This window comes from Bacillus sp. ILBB4, assembly GCF_035064545.1.
Taxonomy (GTDB): Bacteria; Bacillota; Bacilli; order Bacillales; family Bacillaceae_H; genus Priestia.
In genome coordinates this window covers 738563-761504 of record NZ_JAIQVD010000002.1, presented here as the reverse complement: position 1 = coordinate 761504, position 22942 = coordinate 738563, and the positions used below count along the sequence as shown (strand labels likewise).

General features: G+C 39.4%; 18 protein-coding genes and 3 riboswitches. Of the genes, 12 read left to right on the top strand and 6 right to left on the bottom strand.

Annotated elements, in window-relative coordinates; genetic code table 11:
• The first annotated feature begins 415 nt into the window (after window positions 1-415).
• The 5 genes from LAV82_RS10040 (at window position 416) to LAV82_RS10020 (ending at window position 6551) form a co-directional block, all read left to right on the top strand.
• A complete protein-coding gene (locus LAV82_RS10040) occupies window positions 416-1720 on the top strand; it encodes an MFS transporter (RefSeq protein ID WP_013081988.1) in 1305 nt (434 codons plus the stop codon).
• A 111-nt stretch (window positions 1721-1831) separates the two neighbouring features.
• Window positions 1832-3040 (top strand): CaiB/BaiF CoA transferase family protein, encoded by a 1209-nt coding sequence (locus LAV82_RS10035; protein ID WP_499716022.1) that lies wholly within the window; start codon window positions 1832-1834, stop codon window positions 3038-3040.
• Window positions 3040-3996 (top strand): hydroxymethylglutaryl-CoA lyase, encoded by a 957-nt coding sequence (locus LAV82_RS10030; RefSeq protein WP_034653992.1) that lies wholly within the window; start codon window positions 3040-3042, stop codon window positions 3994-3996. The genes LAV82_RS10035 and LAV82_RS10030 overlap by 1 nt, the downstream gene beginning before the upstream one ends.
• Before the next feature lie 151 nt (window positions 3997-4147).
• On the top strand, window positions 4148-5596 hold the full coding sequence (locus tag LAV82_RS10025; protein WP_499716021.1) for an aldehyde dehydrogenase family protein: 1449 nt from the start codon (window positions 4148-4150) through the stop codon (window positions 5594-5596).
• A 91-nt stretch (window positions 5597-5687) separates the two neighbouring features.
• Complete coding sequence (locus LAV82_RS10020) at window positions 5688-6551, top strand: sugar phosphate isomerase/epimerase family protein (RefSeq protein WP_499716020.1); 864 nt, start codon at window positions 5688-5690, stop codon at window positions 6549-6551.
• A gap of 252 nt (window positions 6552-6803) precedes the next feature.
• On the opposite strand, the gene atzF is transcribed toward LAV82_RS10020, so the two are convergent.
• The 5 genes from atzF to LAV82_RS09995 form a co-directional block, all read right to left on the bottom strand.
• Window positions 6804-8555 carry an allophanate hydrolase gene (atzF, locus tag LAV82_RS10015; RefSeq protein WP_499716019.1) on the bottom strand — a complete coding sequence of 584 codons (1752 nt, stop codon included), beginning with the start codon at window positions 8553-8555 and terminating at the stop codon, window positions 6804-6806.
• A 14-nt stretch (window positions 8556-8569) separates the two neighbouring features.
• Window positions 8570-12181, bottom strand: coding sequence for an urea carboxylase (gene uca, locus LAV82_RS10010; RefSeq protein ID WP_499716018.1), 3612 nt, complete (start codon window positions 12179-12181; stop codon window positions 8570-8572).
• A gap of 16 nt (window positions 12182-12197) precedes the next feature.
• Window positions 12198-12851 carry an urea amidolyase associated protein UAAP2 gene (locus LAV82_RS10005; RefSeq protein WP_274156011.1) on the bottom strand — a complete coding sequence of 218 codons (654 nt, stop codon included), beginning with the start codon at window positions 12849-12851 and terminating at the stop codon, window positions 12198-12200.
• A 19-nt stretch (window positions 12852-12870) separates the two neighbouring features.
• Window positions 12871-13608: an urea amidolyase associated protein UAAP1 gene (locus LAV82_RS10000; RefSeq protein WP_499716017.1), complete on the bottom strand. Its 738-nt coding sequence runs from the start codon at window positions 13606-13608 to the stop codon at window positions 12871-12873.
• 47 nt (window positions 13609-13655) lie between these two features.
• Window positions 13656-13760, bottom strand: a riboswitch (guanidine-I (ykkC/yxkD leader).
• Window positions 13761-13884: 124 nt separating this feature from the next.
• A complete protein-coding gene (locus LAV82_RS09995) occupies window positions 13885-15234 on the bottom strand; it encodes an APC family permease (protein WP_499716016.1) in 1350 nt (449 codons plus the stop codon).
• A 63-nt stretch (window positions 15235-15297) separates the two neighbouring features.
• A riboswitch (guanidine-I (ykkC/yxkD leader) is annotated at window positions 15298-15400 on the bottom strand.
• Between the two features lie 212 nt (window positions 15401-15612).
• Window positions 15613-15714: riboswitch (purine riboswitch) on the top strand.
• 506 nt (window positions 15715-16220) lie between these two features.
• Between LAV82_RS09995 and LAV82_RS09990 the strand changes: the two genes are divergently transcribed.
• Window positions 16221-17549: an amidohydrolase family protein gene (locus tag LAV82_RS09990; RefSeq protein WP_016763252.1), complete on the top strand. Its 1329-nt coding sequence runs from the start codon at window positions 16221-16223 to the stop codon at window positions 17547-17549.
• 47 nt (window positions 17550-17596) lie between these two features.
• Here LAV82_RS09990 and cspD read toward each other — a convergent pair whose 3' ends face one another.
• Window positions 17597-17794, bottom strand: coding sequence for a cold-shock protein (cspD, locus tag LAV82_RS09985; protein WP_211078450.1), 198 nt, complete (start codon window positions 17792-17794; stop codon window positions 17597-17599).
• 424 nt (window positions 17795-18218) lie between these two features.
• On the opposite strand from cspD, the gene LAV82_RS09980 reads away from it, so the two are divergent.
• From LAV82_RS09980 to LAV82_RS09955, 6 genes are all read left to right on the top strand, one after another.
• Window positions 18219-18851: an NAD(P)-dependent oxidoreductase gene (locus tag LAV82_RS09980; RefSeq protein WP_499716015.1), complete on the top strand. Its 633-nt coding sequence runs from the start codon at window positions 18219-18221 to the stop codon at window positions 18849-18851.
• A gap of 172 nt (window positions 18852-19023) precedes the next feature.
• Complete coding sequence (locus LAV82_RS09975; protein WP_499716014.1) at window positions 19024-20010, top strand: Gfo/Idh/MocA family protein; 987 nt, start codon at window positions 19024-19026, stop codon at window positions 20008-20010.
• A gap of 612 nt (window positions 20011-20622) precedes the next feature.
• Window positions 20623-21165 (top strand): peroxiredoxin, encoded by a 543-nt coding sequence (locus tag LAV82_RS09970; protein WP_013082001.1) that lies wholly within the window; start codon window positions 20623-20625, stop codon window positions 21163-21165.
• Window positions 21166-21284: 119 nt separating this feature from the next.
• Window positions 21285-21728 carry a TlpA family protein disulfide reductase gene (locus tag LAV82_RS09965; RefSeq protein WP_013055693.1) on the top strand — a complete coding sequence of 148 codons (444 nt, stop codon included), beginning with the start codon at window positions 21285-21287 and terminating at the stop codon, window positions 21726-21728.
• Between the two features lie 460 nt (window positions 21729-22188).
• The gene (locus tag LAV82_RS09960; protein WP_499716013.1) at window positions 22189-22800 is read left to right on the top strand and encodes a sigma-70 family RNA polymerase sigma factor; all 612 of its coding nucleotides are present in this window, start codon (window positions 22189-22191) and stop codon (window positions 22798-22800) included.
• Complete coding sequence (locus LAV82_RS09955; protein ID WP_013082003.1) at window positions 22793-22939, top strand: YvrJ family protein; 147 nt, start codon at window positions 22793-22795, stop codon at window positions 22937-22939. The genes LAV82_RS09960 and LAV82_RS09955 overlap by 8 nt, the downstream gene beginning before the upstream one ends.
• Window positions 22940-22942 lie beyond the last annotated feature (3 nt).

Sequence of the window (22942 nt, the reverse complement as noted above, 5' to 3'; positions counted from 1 at the left end):
TAGGCTGTGTCAAAAGACGACGCTTCGCGAAAAAAGGCAGGTGTTACAATGAGAAATTAAAAAAGCAGATGTTGATCATCATGTTCGGATATTTGAGTAGATCATAAAATATACAGCATCATTCTGCAATATGTGAAAAGATTCCCGCTGGAATTAGATCGTTCTAATAAAAATTTATTAGATTGTTCTAATTAGAAATTTCTATTAATCTTTTTAATTTCACTAATAAAATGTTTTTATGAAAGGATAAAAGAATAAGTAAATAGCTAGAGGATTAGGTTTTCAGCATTGCCATCTTTCAACTTTAGTTCAGACAGAATTTAGGTAAGCAAGCAATTATAAATGGGATCTGAGCAAAGAAATATTTCGCAAAAATGAAAGCGCATACTTAAAATCTTATGAGTGAGGGAAAAGAATGAAAAAACATCGTTGGTCAATTGTATTCTTGATTGCGGTTGGTGTAGTTGTAAACTATTTTGATCGAATTAATATGTCCATTGCTATGCCATTGTTACAAAAAGAATTTAACTTGACAGCAGGTCAGATGGGGATTTTCCTATCAGCATTTGCATGGTCTTACGCTTTACTTCAACTTCCTATAGGGCCTTTGCTAGATAAAATAGGCGTAAAATGGGTAACGCGTGTAGCGACCGTGATATGGACAGTAGCTTGTCTTTTAACTGCAGTAGCAAATGGATGGGGGTTAATTATTTTATCTCGAGTGCTGTTAGGAGTTGGAGAAGCACCGTTCTTTCCATCTGCTGCTAAAGCAGTTAGCCATTGGGTTCCGCGTCAGGAACGCGGAAAAGCTATTGCAGCTTATGATTCTCAATCCAAACTTTCCAACGCCATCGGAGCGCCTATATTAGCACTAATTGTAACAGAGTGGGGCTGGCGAGGCGGTTTCTTAGCAACTGCTATTCTTAGTTTCATATATGCTATTGTTTATTGGATCTGGTATCGTGAACCTCATGAAGATGAGCGTTTGACGAAAGAAGAATATGACTACATTGTTCAAGGCGGTTCTCAAAGTTCAGAAGAAGTTAAAGGCAGTGCAATGGAGAACATTCGATATTTGCTAACTAAAAGAAAAGTCTGGGCAGTATTCATTGGATTTGCGGCATACGGCTATTCATGGTTTTTGTTCTTGACTTGGCTTCCTGGATATTTAGCAACAGAAATGAACATGTCTATTTTAAAATCAGGCTGGTACTCGGCCATACCGTGGATTGTAGGTACCATTACTGAAATAGTAATCGGGGGTTGGCTTGTTGATCGTCTTATTAACAAAGGGTATAACCGGACGCGTGTCAGCAAGTTTTTTCTAGTAATAGGTATGGTATTTGGTTTGTCAATTATTGGGGCAGCGTTTACTCACAGTGCGAACGTAGCTGTATTTTGGATTTCAACAGCACTTGGAGGTCTTGTTGTCACATCTGCTGTTGCCTACAGCATTCCTACATTTATTGCACCAAAAGGAACGGTAGGAACATTAACGGGACTTTTAACATTTGGGAATAACTCGATGGCTATTGTTGCACCTATTACGACTGGGTTTATTGTTCAAGCCACGGGTTCATTTATGTATGCTTTCCTTTTAGCAGCTGCTTTTTTAGTGATTGGAATTTTAAGCTATACGTTCTTATTAACAGATTTAGACCCGATTGAAAGCAAAGAGTCTATTCTATTAGAAGAAAAAGAGTTAACTTTAGAAAAATAAATAATCTTAATATTTCGACTGCTAGTATTCATTTTTAACATATCAAAGGAAATCTACTAATTAATTATCTTAATTAAGCATACAAACAGTTATTACCGGAGGGGATTCAACGTGTTAACCAAAAATTATGGACCTTTAACAGGAGTTCAAATACTAGATATTTCTACTATGATTGCTGCTCCCTTTGGAGCTACTTTACTAGCGGACTTGGGGGCGGAAGTAACCAAAATTGAGCTTCCGGGAAAAGGAGATACGCTTCGGACTGTAGGGCCTTGGAAAGGGACTGAACCTTTAAGGTGGCCCGGACTTGCTCGCAATAAAAAGTCTGTTACGCTGGACATTCGATCAGAAGAAGGAGCAGAAATTTTCAAAAAGCTAATTAGTGGAGTAGACATTTTAATTGAAAATTTTCGCCCGGGTACACTGGAAAAATGGAACTTAGGATATGAAGAGCTTAAAAAAGTTAACCCTAAGCTAGTAATGGTGCGCGTATCAGGTTATGGACAAACAGGTCCTTATCGAGAAAAAGCTGGATTTGGTACACCAGGGACAGCATTTAGCGGACATACTTATTTACAAGGATATTCAGATCGTCCGCCCGTCAGTCCTTCTTACTCTTTACTAGATTATGTAACGGGCATATATACTGCGTTCGCTTGTGTAAGCGCAATCTATCATAGAGATGTACACGAACAGCCCGATGGTCAAGTAGTAGAAATGGGATTATATGAATCTATTTTTCGAATGATGGAGTTTTTAATCGCTGAATATGATCAAAACGGAAAAGTAAGAGAGAGAAGCCCTGGACTTGCGGGTCACTCAAGCCCTGCAGGCACATATGAAACAAAAGACCGAAAGTTTGTTGTATTAGTATGCAGTACAGACTCTACCTTTGATCGTCTTGCAGAAGCAATGGAAAGAAAAGATATGTTAAAGGATCCGCGGTACTATACAAACGTAGAGCGTCTAAAGCATGATCATGAAGTTCAGGAAATTGTGTCAAATTGGATTAAGTCCTTCACTCAAGACGAGCTGCAGGCAAAGTTAGATTCATTTGGCGTGCCAGTTAGTCCTATCTACAGCATTGAAGATATATTTAATGATCCTCAGTATAGAGAACGAGAAAACATTGTAGAAGTAGAGCACCCCCGCCTAGGAAAAATTAAGGTTCCGGGAGTAGTGCCAAAGTTTTCACATACACCGGGAGCAATTCGTCATCGTGCCCCTGAATTGGGAGAACATAATGAAGAAATTCTAGGCGGAAAACTGGGGTTATCAAGTGAAGACTTAGCGGTGTTAAAAGAAAAGGGGGTTATTTAATGAATACTATTCAAAAAATAGAATTACCGGAAAAAGTCATAATCTGTGAAGTAGCCCCAAGGGATGGGTTTCAAGCTGAACATGAGTGGATTCCTACAAAAGAAAAAATATCTATTATCCGTCAGCTAGCCAAGACAGGCATTCAATCAATGGAAATTACATCTTTTGTACATCCGAGAGCGATTCCTCAGTTAAAGGATGCCGAGCAGGTCGTAGAAAGTGTTCAAGATTTAACAAATATCAAATTTCGCGCGTTAGTGCCGAATGTAAAAGGTGCACAGAGAGCCATTGACGCCGGAGTGAAAAAGTTAAAGCTTATGCTTTCAGCTACAGATTCTCACAGCTTATCTAACGCAAATTGTTCTGTAGAAGAAGCCCAAAAAGGTTTTTATCCTATTATCGAATTAGCGGAAAAGCATAACGTTAAAGTGGGAGGTTCAATTTCGGTAGCGTTTGGATGTCCTTATGAAGGAAAAGTTGCTATAGAACGCATTTCTTCTATTGTAGAACGATACAGAATGATGGGGGTGGAAGAAATTTCTTTAGCGGATACAACGGGGATGGCAAATCCTCAGCAAGTGTATCGTATGCTAGGGTTTCTTAAACAAAATTATCCCGGCATTATTTTCTCCATGCATTTGCACAATACGAGAGGAATGGCATTTTCTAATGTAGTGGCTGCTTTGCAGCAGGGTGTTATTCATTTTGATAGTTCTATTATCGGTTTAGGAGGGTGTCCTTACGCTCCAGGTGCCACTGGAAATATAGCTACAGAAGATCTGGTTCATGGATTAAGTGAAATGGGAATTCATACGGGCATTGATCTTAACAAGCTTATTGAAGCAGCAAAAGAGGTGAAGCAAGTAATTGGTCATGACGGTGGAAGCTATATGCTGCAAGCAGGTCCTTGTTCAGAACTTCATGCCAAGCCAAAGGTTCAAGAGAAATTAGTATAACTAAGCCGTGAACATGATAACCTTTTAGGAGGTAATGGGAGCGTTCAAATTAAAATAAATTAGATCGATCTATTTTCCTCTCATGTAAAAACGTTCAGGCCTTGTTTTATATAAAAGTTTGTTTAATAAAAATGAAAAGTTGGTGCTAAACATGATAGAAACTATTCAAAAGAAATCACAGCCTTATATTAACGGTGGATGGATTATTGAAGATCGAGAAGTTGCTTTAATAAAAAACCCCTATTCTGGAGAAGTCATAGGTGAGCAGCTATTAGCGAATGAAGAAGATGTTGAAAAAGCATTAGTATCAGCCTATGAAGCAAAAAAACATGTCGCCGCCCTTTCTTCTTACAAGCGTTCTAAAATTTTAAAGAAAGCGGCTCTATTACTAGAACAAGAGAAAGAAAAGTTTGCTCGACTTATTTCTTTAGAATTAGGAAAGCCTTTGAAAAATACGCTGGACGAAGTGGCCCGTTCAATCGAAACATTGGAACTGTCAGGGGAAGAAGCAAAAAGATTGATTGGTGAAACATTGCCTGGCGACGTTTCAGAACGTGGTGCACAAGCTATTGCATCTACTTTTCGAGTGCCCGTTGGTGTTGTAGCGGCTATCACACCGTTTAACGCTCCTTTAAATCTTGTATGCCATAAAATTGGGCCGGCTTTTGCTGCTGGGAATAGTGTGATTTTAAAGCCGTCTTCGCAAACAACTTTAATTGCAACAGAGCTCTTAAAGCTGCTGCTGCGGGCAGGATTTCCTAAAGATGCTGTAAATATGGTGCTTGGTCGAAGACAGGTTGCACAGCAAATTGTAAAAGATGATCGCGTGAACATTATTTCATTTACAGGTGGAACGGTAGCTAGTAAAAATATTTGTGAGCTAGCTGGAATGAAAAAAGTATTGCTAGAGCTAGGAGGAAATGCTGCAACGATCGTCCATAACGACGCAGATTTAAACCGTGCTGCGGCTATGTGTGCTAAAACCGGATTTAGCAATTCCGGTCAGAGCTGTATCTCTGTTCAGAGAATTTATGTACATCAATCTGTGGTCTCTGAGTTTACCAATCTTTTAAAAGAAGAGGTGCTAACACTTAAAATCGGAGATCCCTTATTGCCTGATACGGATGTAGGGTGTGTAGTAGATGTCCATGCAGCTGAGCGAGTGACGAGCTGGATTGATGAGGCCGTACAGTCGGGGGCACAAGTGATATGCGGAGGAAAGCGCCGCGGAGCTACGGTGGAACCTACCGTTCTACTAAACCCTTCTAAAGAAAGTAAAGTTATTTGTGAAGAAGTATTTGGCCCTATTATTAGTATTGTGCCGTACGATACGATTGAAGAAGCTATTGAAGAGACAAATGATTCTGCTTTTGGTCTTCAAGCAGGGATTTTTACGAACAAAATGGATTTGGCTTATAAAGTAGCTCATTCTCTTGAAATGGGCGGTGTAGTTATTAATGGAACATCTAACTTTAGATTAGATCATTGGCCATATGGCGGAGTGAAAAACAGCGGTATTGGCAGAGAAGGTCCACGTTACGCCGTTGAAGAAATGACTGAAACGAAGATGATTGTATTAAGACTGCCTACAGAGAATTAAAATCAAATCAATATGTAGGACGTTTATAAGCATATATCGTCATTTTGATTAGATCGATCTAATTCGTTTGGATAAAGGAGGAATTTATAAAATGCCTAATCAATTTTCCCTTGCGTATCTTACTGTTCTTGGATGTTCCCCGCCTGAAATGACGTATATGGCTGCGAAGGCAGGATATGATTTTGTTAGTTTAAGGCCTATTTACATGGGGTTGCCTGGAGAGCCTAACTATGCGTTAGCTGAAAATAAGCAGCTGATGCGAGAAACAAAATCTGCTATGTCAGAAACAGGAGTGAAGCTTCTTGATATAGAGTTAGCACGTATCTATGAGGGAGTTGATCCAAAACGTTACTTACCTGCAATGGAAGCAGCTGCTGAACTTGGAGGACGCCACGTCCTTAGCAGCATTTGGACGGACGATCGCAATTTTGGTATCGAATGCTTTGCTGAACTCTGTGATCTAGCTAAGCCTTTTGGATTAACCATTGAATTAGAATTTGTTCCTATTGCGAGCGTATACAACCTTAAAGGCGCAATGGATGTTCTTCATACGGCTAATCGTGAAAATGCAGGTCTTATGATTGATATCCACCATTTTCATCGATCAGGAGATAAGGTGGAAGATTTGGAAGACGTGCCTCGTGAGTGGTTTCGCTATCTTCATCTTTGCAATGCTTCTGCGGAAATTCCGAGTTCAAAGGAGGAGATGACTCGAGTTCTTAGAGAAGAACGATTGTATTTAAATGAAGAAGGCATTGATGTTGCAAGTATTATTAATCGTATCCCGCAGGTTCCTTATTCCATAGAGTTGCCAAATGTAAAACGTGCCAACGAACTAGGATATGAAGAGTTTGCGCGCCAATGTTTACAAACTGCTAAACAATACTTAGATAGGCATCCGCGCAAGAAGTATGTTTCTCATCAAGATCAGCTGCGTTTCCATTCTACACGATAGGTATTATGGAGAGCATTGTGCAGCTTACCTTTTAGGTGTATTTAATTGAAGTACCCCCACTTAGCAAGCTTAAAGTGGGGGTATTTTCTGTTAAAACGGTAAACGTAAGAATCAATAATAAATATAAAAGTGTGACATCATACATTCACTTCGTCATAATTAATGCTAAGTTCTTATTTTTATATACAGTGAAGGTTTGATGAAAAGGAGCTGTTGAGAATGTACTCAACAGCTTAGTAAATAATCGATTTATTAGTAAGTTGAGAGAGCCCGCCAGCTTCTATAAGACGTAATATCCTCCGCATCTTCTGTCGCATGAGCTTCACAAAGAAAACCCGCTACTTCACTGCCGTCTTCAAGAGTGATTTTGCCTAGTCCGAGAGGAGAAGGGATAGAATCGGCAAAAGAGCCGAGTAGTGATAAAGGCATTTCCCAAAGTTCAACTTCAATTTTTTCTCCTTGTTGATGTGTTCGCAACAGCCCCGGTTTTGCTGGAGAAGTAGGCAGTTTAAAAAGCTGGTAATAAGGAGCGGTTTGGTCTTTTCGTACGAATGAAGCTCCGTGTTCACGCATTTGAGATTCAAGTGGAAACCCGCGCATATGCAAACCGCAAACAGCTACTAATGTTGTATCTTTTTTTGAATCAACCGTTCCTTCCCCATTTAAAAACAACTCGCTGAGTCCGCAAATGAATTGTTCGCCGTCAAATGCAGAGAAAAATGAAATGCCAAACGGTAAATCAAGATCCGCATCTTGAGATGGAAGAGAGATGGCACACAAGTCGAGTAAGTTACAATGATTTGTAAAACGCCCCATGTCACTGTTTGTTTCAATTGGATTTTCTCTTACTTGTTCCCGCGTCCACGTTCCGCCTGCTGTCGGCATAACAAGAACAGCATTTTTAAGTTGATGATATGCTTTATGTTTAAAGGATTGAAGCTTATGTGAAGCTTGAAATAAAGCAGCAGCATCATATTCTGATTTAGCTCCTGAACGAAGCACTTGCTCGGTTACAGGAAAGGCTGTTTCTTCATGAGAAGTGATAAATTCTCCCAAGTCAGCCCAGCGCTCTGCTACGTAAGGGCCGTCATATAATAAAGCAGCTGCTTCACTTAAATACGAGCCGTCAATGTATTCGATGAGAATAGATAAATCTTCAATCTTTTTCACAGCTTGTTTCCACGCTTTTTCGTACTGCTCAGCAAACGGCCCGTAAAACGAAAGCGGTTCTTTTACCATATAAATTTTTTCAGGAAGCGCCGAAGAAGCCCGAACAACAGAGCGTGACCATGGGTCTCGATCGTCTACTCCTCTAATAATGGAATCTACGAGCAGTACGTCACTCCATTCATGAGCAAAAGCAGTGACGCAGTCTAAGCTTTTACATGCCGGAACTACACCTGCAGATGGCCAAGCTCCGAGGGAAGGTTTATAGCCGATTAGACGGTTTAAACCAGCTGGAACCCGCCCTGAACCTGCTGTATCGGTGCCTAAAGAAAAAGCAGCATGACCCCGAGCTACGGATACAGCTGACCCTGAGCTCGATCCGCCGCTAATGAGCTCTGGCTTTAACGCATTGTGCGTTTCGCCATATGGGCTTCGTGTCCCGACCAGTCCTGTAGCAAATTGGTCCAAGTTGGTCTTTCCAAGAGGAATAGCACCTGCATCGATAAGACGTTGAACAACAGTCGCATGTGCAGAAGGGATATACGTATATTCTTTACATCCGGCTGTCGTCGGTACATGTGCTACATCGATATTATCTTTAATGGCGAATGGAATTCCCCACAAAGGCAACGCTTCAGGGCTTAGCGTAGCTAAGCGATCCAGATAAGGTTTTAACTCATCGAGTGTAGGAGGGGTAATCCAAATATTCATGTCTTTGTCAGCTTCTACACGCGTAAGAATTTGATGTACTACATCTTCCGGAGTTAATTCTTTTTTGATATACATATCACGTAACCATTGAACCGAAAATGTTTTAGGCAAGCTCACTGTTTTCATTGTATCCACCGTCCTTAATGAGTAATTGGAGCAAAGGCTTTTATACCGGCAATCAGCTGTCCAGCTTGTACTTCATCGCCGGGTTTTACATGAATAGAACTGATATATCCATCCATAGGTGCTAGCTGCGGAAACTCCATTTTCATGCTTTCTTCGATAATTAACGTATCGCCTTTTTCAACTTTTTGTCCTTCTTCTACAAGAACTTTCCATACGCTTCCCGGCATTGTACAGCGCGCGGCTTCCGTACCTTCGGGCAGTTTTTGTTCCGTAATTTCAGCTGTTTCATGTTCAGAGACGTACTCAGCTAAACCAAGTGCTTTCCAATTTTCTCGTTCTGTTTGAAAAGCACCCTGCTGGGTATGACGAAAAGCAGCCGTGCTTTCTTCAATGGATGAAAGAAAATCTAAATATTCTCCAAGTTTAAACGTTGTCTCCGTAATATCTGCTTCAAATCTCCCACGAAGGAAATCTTCGCGCAGTTTTAAAAGCTCATCTGCTTCTACTGGGTAAAATTGAATTTGATCAAAGAAACGAAGAAGCCACGGTTTTCCTGCTTCAAAACTTTCCGTTTGACGAAGTCGGTTCCACATTTGAATCGTGCGTCCCACAAATTGATAGCCGCCAGGACCTTCCATTCCGTATACGCACATATACGCACCGCCAATACCAACTGCATTTTCAGGCGTCCATGTACGGGCAGGATTATATTTCGTTGTAACTAAACGGTGACGAGGGTCTAGAGGCGTAGCAACAGGTGCGCCTAAATATACATCTCCAAGCCCCATTACAAGATAATTAGCATCAAATACAACTCGTTTAACATCTTCAAGGTGGTTCAGACCGTTTACTCGGCGAATAAACTCTAGGTTGCTTGGACACCATGGTGCATCTGGACGAACGTTTTGCTGATAGCGTTCAATAGCTAATTGAGTTGCAGGATCATCCCATGAAAGTGGAAGTTTTACAATACGAGACGGAACTTCCATCTCTTCAAGAGGAGGAAGCGCACGGTCAATAGCTGAAATGTGCTGACAAAGTTCAAGAATAGACATCTTTGTTGCATCAATATGAATTTGAAGAGAACGGATACCAGGCGTTAAATCTAGAACCGGTAAATCCTCACGCTTTTGGATAGCTTCCATTAAAGCATGTACTTGGAAGCGAAGCAGCAGATCGAGCTCCATTTCTCCGTATTCCACAAGTATATTCGCATCGCCTGAGCAGCGGACGGAAAATGGGAAGCGTCTATTTTCTGTTTCGTTAATCAGCAGCGGATAATCGCTTTTGAGCGGCTGTGCTACTGGATTTGTAAGTACAGGAAGTGATGCAGATGTTCCGATATGCTGCAAAAAGTCTTCCTGAGTACATTTGATTTTTTCAGCTTGTTCAAGGTCAATTAATTTAAACGAAATTTTATCTCCGGGATGAAGCTGTCCTATTTTCCAAAACTCTGCTGAAGCGGTGGTAACAGGGCAAACAAAGCCGCCAAGACTCGGACCGTCTGGGCCAAGTAAAATAGGCATATCTCCCGTTAAGTCTAAGGTGCCGATGGCATATGCGTTATCATGAATATTTGATGGATGCAAACCGGCTTCTCCTCCATCTTCACGGGTCCAAAAAGGAGCGGGACCTATTAACCTCACGCCTGTTCTAGAACTGTTAAAATGAACTTCCCACTTTGTATCTGTTAGCTGCTGTAAATATTCTGGCTGTAAAAACTCTTCTGTACAATGAGGGCCGGGAATTACCCCGATTGACCATTCTTTAGACATGGCTGGCTGATAGGGAAGGGCAAGTTCATTTTCAACGTGAGAGTAGTCAGAGACACGCAGTACATCTCCCGTACGAAGCGCTCTACCGCCGTGTCCTCCGAAGCTTCCTAGTGTAAAAGTAGAAGAACTGCCTAATATTTTAGGCATATCAAGTCCGCCGCCAATCAGTAAATACGTACGCATTCCTTCGGTTGCTTCACTAAATGAAAGAATTTGTCCCGGCTTTGCTTTAATGGTCTTATACATAGGGATTTCTGCGCCGTCTAATGTAGCATGCATATTAGCACCCGTAATGCAAAAAGATAGATTGTCTCTAAATTTATAAGAGCCGCCTCGGAGAGTCATTTCAATCCCTGGTGCATCCGGGGAGTTTCCGAGAAGTTTATTTCCTATGCGAAAAGCAAAAGGATCCATTGGACCGCACGGAGGAACCCCTACGTTCCAGTGTCCGGTGCGTCCCGGGTAATCTTGAACAGTGGACTGAACGCCTCCGTCTAAGACTTCGAGTGCTTGTTCGCTCGGATTATATGAGTTAAGCATTTGAGTATACACGTCGCCTGTTTTGCACGCTTTTTCTTCTAGCAGTCCCTGCAAGTATTGAAGATTAGTAGTAACGCCGTATAATCTTGTTTCTTTTAAAACAGCGCTCAATTTTAGAAGGGCTTCTTCTCGTGTTTTTCCATGAACGATAATTTTAGCCAGCATAGGATCATAAAGTGATGTTACAGTAATCCCATCTCGTACCCAAGTTTCAACTCGAGCACTTTTAGAGAACATTACTTGGTCGATTTGCCCGCCGCTGGGACGAAAATCATTTAAGCAATCTTCTGCATAAATACGAGCTTGGATACTGTGACCTGAAGGCACAGGAAGCAAAGAAGGAAGGTTTACTAGCTCATCGCATGCTTCTTTAAGCATCCATTCTACTAAATCAACGTTTAACACTTCTTCTGTAACGCCGTGCTCTACTTGAAGGCGAGTATTTACTTCTAAAAAATAAAATTTCTCCGCTTCGGCGTCATAAAGAAACTCTACCGTTCCTGCGCTTCGATATCCGACTTCTTTAGCTAGTCGCGTAGCTGCTTGCAGCATATTTTCCCGTATATATGAAGGGAAGTTTGGAGCTGGACTTTCTTCAATTACTTTTTGATTTCTTCGCTGAATAGAGCAGTCGCGTTCTCCTAAAGCCACTACTTCTCCAAAAGAATTCCCGAAGATTTGAACTTCTACATGGCGAGCTTTTTGAATGTATTTCTCTAAAAAAACACCGCTGTTTTTAAAGTTTGTTTGTGCTAAATGGCAAACTGAGTCAAAAGCTGCTTGAAGCGCTTTTTCATCTTGGCAAACACGCATTCCAATTCCGCCGCCGCCAGCTGTACTTTTTAACATAACGGGATAGCCAATCTCTTCAGCAGCACATACAGCTTCTGATACATCTGTAATAAGAGGTGTACCGGGCAGCAAAGGCACATCGGCTTTTTGCGCAATTTCCCGAGCTGAATGTTTTAATCCGAATATTTCCATTTGTTGAGGTGTAGGACCAATAAATACAATTCCTTCAGCCTGACAGCGACGAGCAAATTCCGCGTTTTCGCTTAAAAAACCGTAGCCTGGATGAATAGCTTCCGCGCCTGTTTTCTTTGCAATATCTAGAATAAGGTCTTCGTTTAAATAACTTTCTTTGACCGGGCCGCTGCCAATTAAAATGGCTTCATCTGCTTCATCAACGTGCATGCTGTCTTGATCAGCTTCTGTATAAACAGCTACAGATTCCACTCCGAAATGTCGTAATGTTCGCTCAATTCTAACGGCAATTGCTCCTCGGTTCGCAATTAATACTTTTGTAAACATAGATGAACACTCCTTTTTATAATGAATCCCAAATAACTAAGCGAATAGGGGTAGGGTTATAATCGTTGCACGGGTTGTTAAGCTGAGGGCAGTTGCTGATCAATACAAGTGTAGGATTGATAGCTTCCATTTCTACATAGTATCCAGGGGCAGATACCCCGTCATTAAACGTTAATCCGCCGCTTGGCGTCACAGGTACATTCATAAAAAAGTTTACGTTTGGTGCCAAATCTCTTTTGGTGTAACGGCTATCATATTTTGATAGCTGAAGCATAAATGTATCTCGGCAGTTATGCATCGGAAGCGTGTCATGTGTATAACGTACGGTGTTGCTTTGTGCCGAACAAGCTCCGCCTAAGGTGTCGTGGCGTCCGCACGTGTCAGCAACAATTTTGACTAGTTCTTTGCCAGATTGAGAAAGCAGCACTGTGCCGGTGGATAAATAAATATTTCCTTGATTAGCAATCGTAGATACTGCACTGTAATGATCTTCTAGGTTTTCAGCATCAAAGAATAAAGTATCCGCTGCTTGATTGCCTTCTACATCTATTACTCTAAGCGTTTGGCCGGGTTTAAGCTCGTGCATCCAGCCGTCCCCAGCCAGTACCGTTTCATCATAAATTGCGTTCTCTATTTTTCTGTTGCTTTCCACTCGATTAAATATAGCCACTATAAAGCCTCCTTTATTTTTAAATTGTTGATAGTGTTTTATTTCCAAGCAATAGATCATAAGACCATGTGTTTTCAAACGCTCGTTTATTTTCAGGTCTGAAATTTAAACAGTAGTCGTCTGAGCTTACAGGAGCTGCTTCATCTACGGTTATTTCAATCGGAACAGAAGGGTACGTTCCGCTCGGGTCTAGAGGGTTAGGTGTATTAGACAGTAGAAAAAGTAAATCCATTTCTGTTCTAAGCGTAATAAAATCTCCTTTTTTGCAATGAGAAGAAACAAAATTCATATTGCCTTTTTCGTCGCAGTATACTTTTGAAAATAAGTTAAGGTTAGGGACTAGATCCCGTGTTGTTAAACCGTTGCGCAAAAGCTCCATTGAAAAATTTTCTTCGCCATTTCTTCGCCATTCGTTTCGAGATTCTTGATAAGTAGATGCGCCGTATTTTTGATGAGTTAAGCTGCGCGTAGTGTAGCCTGAAATGGTATCATGCCAGCCGGTGGTGTCAGCAGTGATGCTTGCAAATGCTCTGCCGTTGTCACTCATCAGAACGTGTCCTTTTGTTAAGTGAGCAGTGTGCTGAGCTTTTAAGGTATCGGGCATGTTGTATCGTTCTGTTAAATCATAAGCGTTGTATAATAGTAGGGACACATTTGCACCGGATTCTTGTGCGGTAAACTTCACCGATTTTCCTCTTCCAATTCGGCCTGACCATTTTCCACCAGCTGGAATTGTTTGCTTCCAGATAGAACTCATAAAATAACCTCCTTAGAATAAAAAAAGGATAAAAGCCTGAGAGAGTAGTCTCCCAGGCTTTTATCCTTCCGTGTTATACAGCGTAGCGCTATATCGCTCTCTCTCGGACCAGTCTTTAACATATGTTAAACGGAACCCTAGACAGCTTTTTTGTTCTTAACGGCTGTAAGAACCTTTATCCATTTGTGGCTTTCGATTAATCGTAGTATAGTATGAGTGAAAACGAGTTGACAAGCAGTTTGTTAGAATACCTGACACAAAAACTGATTTTTTAGTTTATTTTTCAGGGACCGTCACTTTTGAGTGATCTCTCTTTACAAAAGGAGCCGACAGTCGAGATTTTACAAATAAATAGAGAAATCCAACAGTAAGCCAGGCGACACCAATCAAAAGAGTGTCTTTGTTTAACAGTGTGAGCAGCCATCCGATAAATGCCGCTCCGATCAAAGGGAAGATTAAATAGAGTATTGTTTCAGTAAACGACCGTTTCTTTAACTTAATATAAAAATGGGCAATGACTGATACATTCACAAATGTAAAAGCGGTTAAGGCACCGAAACTGACAAAAGTGACGGCTGTGTTTAAATCAATGAACATTCCCAAAAACGAAAAAGCGGTAACAAGCAAGATATTCACCACGGGCGTTTTAAACGTTGGATGAATATATGAAAATACCTTTTGAGGCAGTACGGATTCACGGCCTAAAGCATATAAAAAGCGAGTAACGCTTGTGACTGAAGAAACTCCTTGGGTAAAGGTTGCAATAATTAATACCGTAATAAATAGACTGCTTAAAAGATTTCCGCCCACTAATCTTACAAGGGTGTAGGCTGCATTATCAGGGTTAGTAAACGTGAATCCCGGATAGGCAATCTGTGTAAAATACGAGATAGCGATGTACATAACAGCTGCGATACAAACAATAAGAAAAATGGCTTTTGGAATTGTCTTTTCCGGTTGAATCGTTTCTTCCGCCATTGTTGTAACTGCATCAAATCCTAAAAAGCAAAAGCAAATGAGCGCAGCTCCAGAAAAAATAGTCGTAAACGGTACATCTGAAGCCAAAAAAGGATGAAGTGAAAAAAGAGTAGAAGAACTAGCTTGACCTGTTGCAATATCTTTGACGATAAATAAACAAAAAAAACTTATAAAGAGAATCTGAACTACAACGGAGATGCCGCTTATACGAGCTACAGATTTAATACCAACAATATTGACTAAAGCTAAGATAATGTTCATGACGATGACCCATACGTATACAGGAATAGAAGGGAATTCCGTATGCATAAAAATACCAAATGTTAAAATAGCGATAATAGGGGAGAAAATATAGTCTAAAAGAAGTGCCCAGCCTACTAAAAAGCCAAGGCGAGGATGTATAGCTTTTTTCGTATACGTATAAGCAGATCCCGCTATCGGATATGCTTTTACCATTCGGCTGTAGCTATATGCGGTAAAAAAGATAGCTAAAAAAGCGATTAAATAAGCAAGGACCATTTGCCCTCCAGCCGCATCGTAGGCTACTCCGTAAACTGTAAAGAAAATCATCGGAGTCATCCAGGCAAGACCCAAAAACACAATTTGATACACCTTTAGCGATTTACTTAACGCTGGTTGGTTGTTCATATAAATCCCTTCTTTCCTCTATTTTATAGTAGTAAAAAAGAAAAGCCTGGGAGAATGATGTCATTCTCCCAGGCTTTTATCCCTCCGTGTATACGGAACCATTCCGTACGCTCTCTCTCGGACCAGCCTTTAACATGTGTTAAACGGAACCCTAGATCGCTTTTTTGTCTTCAACAGAGTGAAGACCTTTATAGGTAATGTAAGTAGTTCGAAGTATAAGCAGGATTATAGGAAGATGCAACTACTGTGTTAGATAGTTTAACAAACTTTTTAAAAAAGTAAACTTTTGTAAAAGGCGAACTATATATAATTTTATTAAAAAGATTATTCGTTTATAGTTGACTTACAGAAAGACCTATAGTATATTTGTAGACAAGAAAAAGCTAAATACGGTTCACTCATATATGTTTGAGAATATGGCTCAGACGTTTCTACCTTATCACCGTAAATGATAGGACTATGAGTAAAAAGTGAATCTAGGTTCCCATTTTTACGTTAGTAGAAAGTTTGGTCCAAGCGATTCACATATTCATTTTTGAAAAGAAGTGGATATGACACCGAAGGGATAAAAGCCCAGGCGGGTAGGTTTTTGCTCATTGTATTTGAGAGACCTGCCTTTGTTTGGGCTTTTTCTTATGTGTCTATTTACAGTATGAGCGAGTGATGGAAGTTTCTTGTTTGTATCTGCATTGCTTTCTGGGGAGAATAGCGATGCAAAGCATGAAATCACTCACTGAAGCTTTATCTGTAAGCCCTCATTTAACCATGGGAAATACATTCTATCTATTTTCTAGCATTTTTTCTTTGATGAGCAGCGTGGGGACGCTGCTCCTTTTTTTTGTTCTTGCTTTTTTCTCTGTAAATAAAGGTCTTTAAAGAGAAGGTGATTTGCGGAATTTGGCGAATTAATGCTTTAAACAATAAATGATAGAGAAGATAAAGCGGTCTATGAAAAATGAAGAAGTTGAAAAATTGAGGAGGGAATTATGTTGCTTCACTTAATTAATGTTCGTTTGCCAATTATGCACGACCACGCTCTTTTTGAAGTGAAAATTTCAAATGGAATGTATACTTCTATCGTTTTACAAAACGGTTATCTTGAAGGTGACGAGTTTTTTCCGCTGCACGCGGCCGTGTTAGGAAAAGAAACGTCACTTGATGCACAGGGTCGTGTGCTATTACCAGGATTTGTAGATATGCATATGCATTTAGACAAAGCTCATTCGCTTCCTCAAGTGCCCAATATATCTGGAACTCTTCAAGAAGCCATTAAAAATTACAGCAGCAGCCTGCCGGCATTTCCAGAAGAAGAAATTAAGCAGCGAATGTTAAAAACTGCTTTGCAGGCATTGGCTAACGGTACGACTACGATTCGAACGCATATTGATTTTGACTGCAGCATGGAAGAAGATAGTTTATTTCGAAGTTTACAAGCGGCTGTCGAAGTGAGAGATGAATTAAGCCCGTATATGGACGTGCAGGTTGTTCCGCTATTCTCTAACCTAGACATTGATGATATGCATAAGATGAATAAAATTGAACGAGCATTCGACCTTGAAATTGATGCGATTGGAGGCTGTCCTCATTTAGCTAGAAATCCAGAAAAAGAGATTGATGCTCTATTTTCGCTGGCTCAAGCCTATAATAAACCTCTTGACTTACATGTGGATGAAAGCGATGATCCGTCTGTTGATACAATAATTAATATTGCTCATAGAACAATTGAATTAAATATGGAAGGAAAAGTGGTAGTGGGGCATCTTTGCTCGCTTGCAGGAATGACTGATGCAAAAGTGAAAGAAATCTTAAACCTTTTAAAACAGGCGAAAATTGGAGTTGTCACATTACCTGCTTCTAATTTATATTTACAGGGAAGAGAAGATAAAGGAATTGTAAGACGAGGCGTAACGCGTATTCGCGACATACAAAAAGCAGCGATTCCTATTGCTACTGCATCTGATAACGTGAACGACCCCTTTCATCCGTTTGGAAAAGCAGACTTGCTGCAAGTAGGGTTACTAACTGCCTATGCTGCACATATGGGAAGTCCGGATGATCAGCGGCAGTTGCTCCGAATGATTACAAGTATACCAGCCCGGCTGATTGGAAAAGAAAAGTATGGAGTGGAAGAAGGAAACGAAGCAAACTTTGTTCTATTAAATGTCCAGTCTGTACAGGAAATATGGACTGAACTTCCCGAAACTCGCTTTGTTTTCAACAAGCATCGCTGGCTTAGCGTAAAGGAGACGCATCAGCGGCTCGCTGATACGAACTTAACTAACCTTTGGCAGGAAAATCAAATTTTAATTGGTTAAATAGACATAAAAAGAAGCTGTCACATTAGTGACAGCTTCTTAATCAATTACTTTTGAACGTTAGCAGCTTGTGGTCCACGAGCTCCATCTTCGATTTCAAATGTAACTTCTTGACCTTCTTCAAGTGATTTGAAACCGTCGCCTTGGATAGCTGAGAAGTGTACGAATACGTCGTCTTGTCCTTCTACTTCGATGAATCCAAAACCTTTTTCTGCATTAAACCATTTTACTTTACCTTGTACCATTGTAGTACCTCCTGTGTGGAAAATCCACGAATATATTACTATCTCTGCTCAATTTCAATAAGAATCACTTTAAAGAAAGTCTTTCTATTTGTTAACACCGAACAAGAAATAATATACCTAGTATAACACTTTTTTATAAAAAAGAAACCTTTTTTCATAAAAAAGTACTCTGAGATAAAAATAAGTTGAAAATATGGATATATTTTGAAATGGCAAATAAGCTATTGTTTTTTGGATCTTTAGCAATCACTAAAATCGTTTATCTCGTAAAAAAAATGAATAGCGAGGTTGACAAATTGAATAATATGTAACTATAATGGTTACAACGAGCTGAGAAGAATTAGCAGTGCTATAAAAAGCTCAAATTTTTTTGTGTTATATGTAACCGTTATGGTTACAACTAAAATAAAAGGAGAGAATAAAAATGAAAATTGGTGTTATTGGAGCAACAGGAAAAGCAGGTCAATTAATTATGGAAGAAGCAAAACAGAGAGGACATGAAGTAACAGCCGTTGTTCGAAATGCTTCTAAACTAAAAAATCAAACAAACGTAATGGAAAAAGATATTTTTGCCATTACTTCAAAAGATATTGAACAGTTCGATGCTGTGGTAGATGCATTTAATGCACCTCCTGGAAGCGAACAGCTCCACGTTGAGTCTATACAATCACTTATTAAGGTATTTCAAGGTGTTCAAACGCGACTCGCAGTAGTGGGCGGAGCGGGAAGTTTATTTGTAGATTCAGAAAAAACAACGCCTTTAATGAGCACAGAAGGTTTTCCAGCAGCTTATTATCCAACGGCTTCAAACATGGGGAAAGGTTTAAAAGAACTTGAAAAGTCGACTATAAATTGGACCTATTTAAGCCCAGCAGCCTTTTTTGATGCAGAAGGTGCTCGCACGGGAGCCTATCAATTAGGAAAAGATCATGTGATCACAAATAGTCAAAATGAAAGTTATATTAGCTATGCTGATTATGCGATTGCTTTAATAGATGAGTTAGAAAATAAAAACCATGTGAATGAACGTTTTGCTGTAGTGGGTGAGAAAGCATAAGCTTACGTTTGAGTCATATTGAAAAACAGCTTACATTTGTTGTGAGCTGTTTTTTATATAAAACAAAATAGATATAAAGCAATGGAAAATGGTATAGAATTTTTATTATTTCTTCGTTTTTCTTTTTAAAAACGATACAATACAACATAGATGATAAAAAGGAGATGAAAAGATGATTCGTTTTGGCATAATAGGAACAAACTGGATAACAGATCGACTGTTAGAATCAGCTCAGTATGTAGACGACTTTCAGCTTGCAGCTGTTTATTCTCGAACTATTGAAAAAGCAGAAGAATTTGCAGGTAAATATGATATTCCTCATATATTTACTGATTTAGAGGAAATGGCAGCGAGTGCTGAAATTGATGCAGTGTATATTGCTACTCCAAATGCTTATCATGCGGAACAAGCTATCTTATTTTTGAAAAATAACAAGCATGTACTGTGTGAAAAACCGCTCGCAGCCAATGCAGCAGAAGTAACCCGCATGATTCAAACAGCCAAAAATCACAAGGTGTTACTAATGGAAGCGATGAAATCAACCCTTCTTCCTAACTTCAAAGTGATTCAAGAGAACTTACATAAAATTGGGCCAATTCGGAAATACGTTGCATCTTACTGTCAGTATTCTTCTCGTTACGATAAATACAAAGAAGGTATCGTGCTTAATGCCTTTAAGCCAGAGCTTGCCAATGGTTCACTGATGGATTTAGGTGTATATTGTCTTTATCCTCTGATTACGTTGTTTGGAGGGCCTCATAAAATAAAGGCAACGGCGTTTATGCTAGAATCTGGAGTAGATGGAGAAGGGTCAGTTGCGTTAGAGTACGAAGATCGCGACGCGGTCATCATGTATTCTAAGATTACAAATTCGCATCTGCCAAGTGAAATTCAAGGAGAAAAAGGCAGTATGGTTATTGACAAAATACATACCGCTGAAAAGGTAGAAATTCGATACAATGACGGACGGGTAGAAGAGTTAACGGTCGATCAGCCTTATCCTGCTATGTACTATGAACTAAATGAATTCGTAGAGCTGTTAAAGCAAGGAAAGATGGAATCGGACACAAATTCTTATGAGAATTCATATTTAACAATGCACGTGATAGATAAAGTGCGAGAGCAAATCGGTCTTGTATATCCAAATGATGAGAAATAAATAACAGAGGCTGGACAAAAGTAGTTTAGTTGAAGAAAGATCCGAACGAGTTTGATTCTTGATGGAGAATCAAGCTCGTTCGGATTTTTTTATTGATAGGGTAAAAGTAGGTTTCATGTATGAAGTTGCTTCTAGCTGTTGCACGGAAATCAACAGCGGTGTAACCCGTCATCCATACTAGATCATTTTCTAATTTGTTCGTCTCTAAATTAGATTGAGATAGTTATGTCTCATTCTCTTTTATTGTGGTTATAAAGAGCATAATTGAGATTCGAAATCTTTCTGCAGCACATTTTAAAAGCAAATATGTTGAAACAAGGGAAGTTTTTTAGTATCTTCTATCTTTATTCATCCCTGCATACATAAGATTAATCAAAGGAAAGAATAAAAAGAGCGGAAAATATTCGATAATCAATCCTAGATTAAAATGATTATAAAAAAGTATTGACTATAATAATAGCTCGTGTATAATAAAGAATGTAATCAATAGTCATTACTAGTTTATAATGATACTAATAATCGTTATCAAATAGAGGGAGTCATTGATTGCATTAAAAATAATACATACAAGCATAAGCTTGTGAAATACATCGTATAAGGAGAGGTTTTGACATGGCAGAACGTATGGTAGGAAAACAAGCACCACGCTTCGAAATGGAAGCTGTACTTGCAAATAAGGAATTTGGAAAAGTAAGTTTAGAAGAAAATATGAAAAACGGTAAATGGACAGTATTGTTCTTCTATCCAATGGACTTTACATTCGTATGTCCAACAGAAATTACAGCTCTATCAGATCGCTACGAAGAGTTTGAAGATCTAGATGCTGAAGTTGTAGGTGTTTCTACAGATACAATTCATACTCACTTAGCTTGGATTAACACAGATCGTAAAGATAATGGACTTGGAGATTTGAATTATCCATTAGCTGCAGATCCAACTCACGCAGTAGCACGTGATTACGGCGTGTTAATTGAAGAAGAAGGCGTAGCGCTTCGCGGGTTGTTTATTATTAATCCAGAAGGTGAATTGCAATACGCAGTTGTAAACCATAACAACATCGGCCGCAGCGTAGAAGAAACATTACGTGTACTTCAAGCCCTTCAAACTGGCGGACTTTGCCCAGCTAACTGGAAACCAGGTCAAAAAACACTTTAATAAATAGCGGTGGAGTAGAGGAGAAATTCCTCTACTGCTGCCATTAAAATAGAAAAGATAGTTTTCTAACTATAAAAGACAGAATATTCAGTTTTATAAATGATGAGGAGGATTTTAAAATGAAATTACGTGAACAAATGCCTGAATTAACTGGAGCAACATCTTGGATTAACGACGAAGTAACAAAGGAAGACTTAGTAGGTGATAAAGCAACGCTTATCCACTTTTGGTCAGTAAGCTGCCATTTATGTAAAGAAGCAATGCCTGAAGTTAATGATCTTCGTGATGAGTATGATGATCAATTGAATGTTGTAGCAGTTCATATGCCTCGTTCGGAAGATGACTTAGATATGGGCGTTATTGAGGCAATGGCAATGGGACACGATATTACTCAGCCAATTTACGTAGACAGTGAGCATAAGTTAACAGATGCTTTTGAAAATAAATATGTACCAGCATATTATGTATTTGATAAAGAAGGTCAGCTTCGTCATTTCCAAGCGGGTGGAAATGGAATGCCGATGCTTCGCAAACGTATTAACCGCGTTTTAGGCGAAGAATAATCTCTACATGAAGAAGAAATAAAAAGGCCGGGATAAAAATATTTTAGCCGAAGTGAAAAACGAACCACTAATCAAAATATTTGATTAGTGGTTCGTTTTTTTTGTTGTGATGAACATAGATTTTATCTGTTTCGTTCCTTCTAGCAGTTGATTGGAGGGCAAGGCGAAGACTCCGCTTTTCCCCCAGGAGTCTTGCACGGAAATCAACGGCTGTGTCACAAGCGGATCAGCTCATGTATCTTATTTGTTCGTCTTTAAATTGGATTCATTTCGTTATGTCTCAATCTCTTTTTTATTTTTTACTGAGTCGTTTTGATTATTAATGAGCAATTCATCATATTGACATAAAAAACCTAATATAGTTAAATTTATATAAGAACAAACGTTCGTTTTGGTGTTGTTATTTTACTCTTTTCTCCCTTTTTAATAAGTATAAGAAAAAAAGGAGGAGATTTGCACAATGACTCAGCTCTATTCGCAGCAAGAAAAGCGGCACGACAAAGAATGTATCTTTCATACATTTCTTACAAACCACAGCGCAACTCTTCAGACTCATATAATGAATACATTTTTGACACCAGAACGCTATGAGCGATTACAAAAAGCGGTTGTTAAAAATGATACAAAAGAACAAAGACTTCTAAACAAAGAATTTCATCAGTTTTATAGCGAAGTTAGATTGCTTCATTATATTAACAAGCTTTGCAGACATTATTCCAGAGATGTTATGCGTGTCAAAGAAAAAGAGCGTTCTTATATTCCTCTTCGCCTGCAGCAGCCGGCTGCGCTAGATGGAAATCGAACAGTGGAAGATATGCTAGGAGTACAGGACGGGGCTGTATGGGAGCACGAATTTTTAGGAAATCAACTTGAAAATCGTATTCTTTATCATGCATTTCGCCAATTAACGGCCAAGCAGCAATGTATGTTGCACTTGATTATTGTCGAACGCTGGACTCATAAAGAAATCGCTGCTTATTTTTCTATTTCTCAGCAAGCGGTTTCTAATCATTATCAACGTGCGCTAAGCAAGTTGAAAAAAATTATGAAGGTGAGTGATAGATATGTTTGATCCTCAGTGGCTTCAACTTGTTGGAAACGTAGGATTTCCCGCTGTCCTTTCTTTTTATTTATTACTGCGTGTAGAAAACAATATAAAGCGACTTGAAGAAAAAGTGGAGAAATTAACAACTGACTTAAGAAAGAAGTGAAGA

What these genes read in the sequence shown, in the direction of transcription:
- LAV82_RS10040 (WP_013081988.1), top strand. Translation starts at nt 416, where the DNA reads ATGAAAAAACATCGTTGGTCAATTGTATTCTTGATTGCGGTTGGTGTA.
- LAV82_RS10030 (WP_034653992.1), top strand. Translation starts at nt 3,040, where the DNA reads ATGAATACTATTCAAAAAATAGAATTACCGGAAAAAGTCATAATCTGT.
- LAV82_RS10025 (WP_499716021.1), top strand. Translation starts at nt 4,148, where the DNA reads ATGATAGAAACTATTCAAAAGAAATCACAGCCTTATATTAACGGTGGA.
- LAV82_RS10020 (WP_499716020.1), top strand. Translation starts at nt 5,688, where the DNA reads ATGCCTAATCAATTTTCCCTTGCGTATCTTACTGTTCTTGGATGTTCC.
- atzF (WP_499716019.1), bottom strand. Translation starts at nt 8,555, where the DNA reads ATGAAAACAGTGAGCTTGCCTAAAACATTTTCGGTTCAATGGTTACGT.
- uca (WP_499716018.1), bottom strand. Translation starts at nt 12,181, where the DNA reads ATGTTTACAAAAGTATTAATTGCGAACCGAGGAGCAATTGCCGTTAGA.
- LAV82_RS10000 (WP_499716017.1), bottom strand. Translation starts at nt 13,608, where the DNA reads ATGAGTTCTATCTGGAAGCAAACAATTCCAGCTGGTGGAAAATGGTCA.
- LAV82_RS09995 (WP_499716016.1), bottom strand. Translation starts at nt 15,234, where the DNA reads ATGAACAACCAACCAGCGTTAAGTAAATCGCTAAAGGTGTATCAAATT.
- LAV82_RS09990 (WP_016763252.1), top strand. Translation starts at nt 16,221, where the DNA reads ATGTTGCTTCACTTAATTAATGTTCGTTTGCCAATTATGCACGACCAC.
- cspD (WP_211078450.1), bottom strand. Translation starts at nt 17,794, where the DNA reads ATGGTACAAGGTAAAGTAAAATGGTTTAATGCAGAAAAAGGTTTTGGA.
- LAV82_RS09980 (WP_499716015.1), top strand. Translation starts at nt 18,219, where the DNA reads ATGAAAATTGGTGTTATTGGAGCAACAGGAAAAGCAGGTCAATTAATT.
- LAV82_RS09975 (WP_499716014.1), top strand. Translation starts at nt 19,024, where the DNA reads ATGATTCGTTTTGGCATAATAGGAACAAACTGGATAACAGATCGACTG.
- LAV82_RS09970 (WP_013082001.1), top strand. Translation starts at nt 20,623, where the DNA reads ATGGCAGAACGTATGGTAGGAAAACAAGCACCACGCTTCGAAATGGAA.
- LAV82_RS09965 (WP_013055693.1), top strand. Translation starts at nt 21,285, where the DNA reads ATGAAATTACGTGAACAAATGCCTGAATTAACTGGAGCAACATCTTGG.
- LAV82_RS09960 (WP_499716013.1), top strand. Translation starts at nt 22,189, where the DNA reads ATGACTCAGCTCTATTCGCAGCAAGAAAAGCGGCACGACAAAGAATGT.
- LAV82_RS09955 (WP_013082003.1), top strand. Translation starts at nt 22,793, where the DNA reads ATGTTTGATCCTCAGTGGCTTCAACTTGTTGGAAACGTAGGATTTCCC.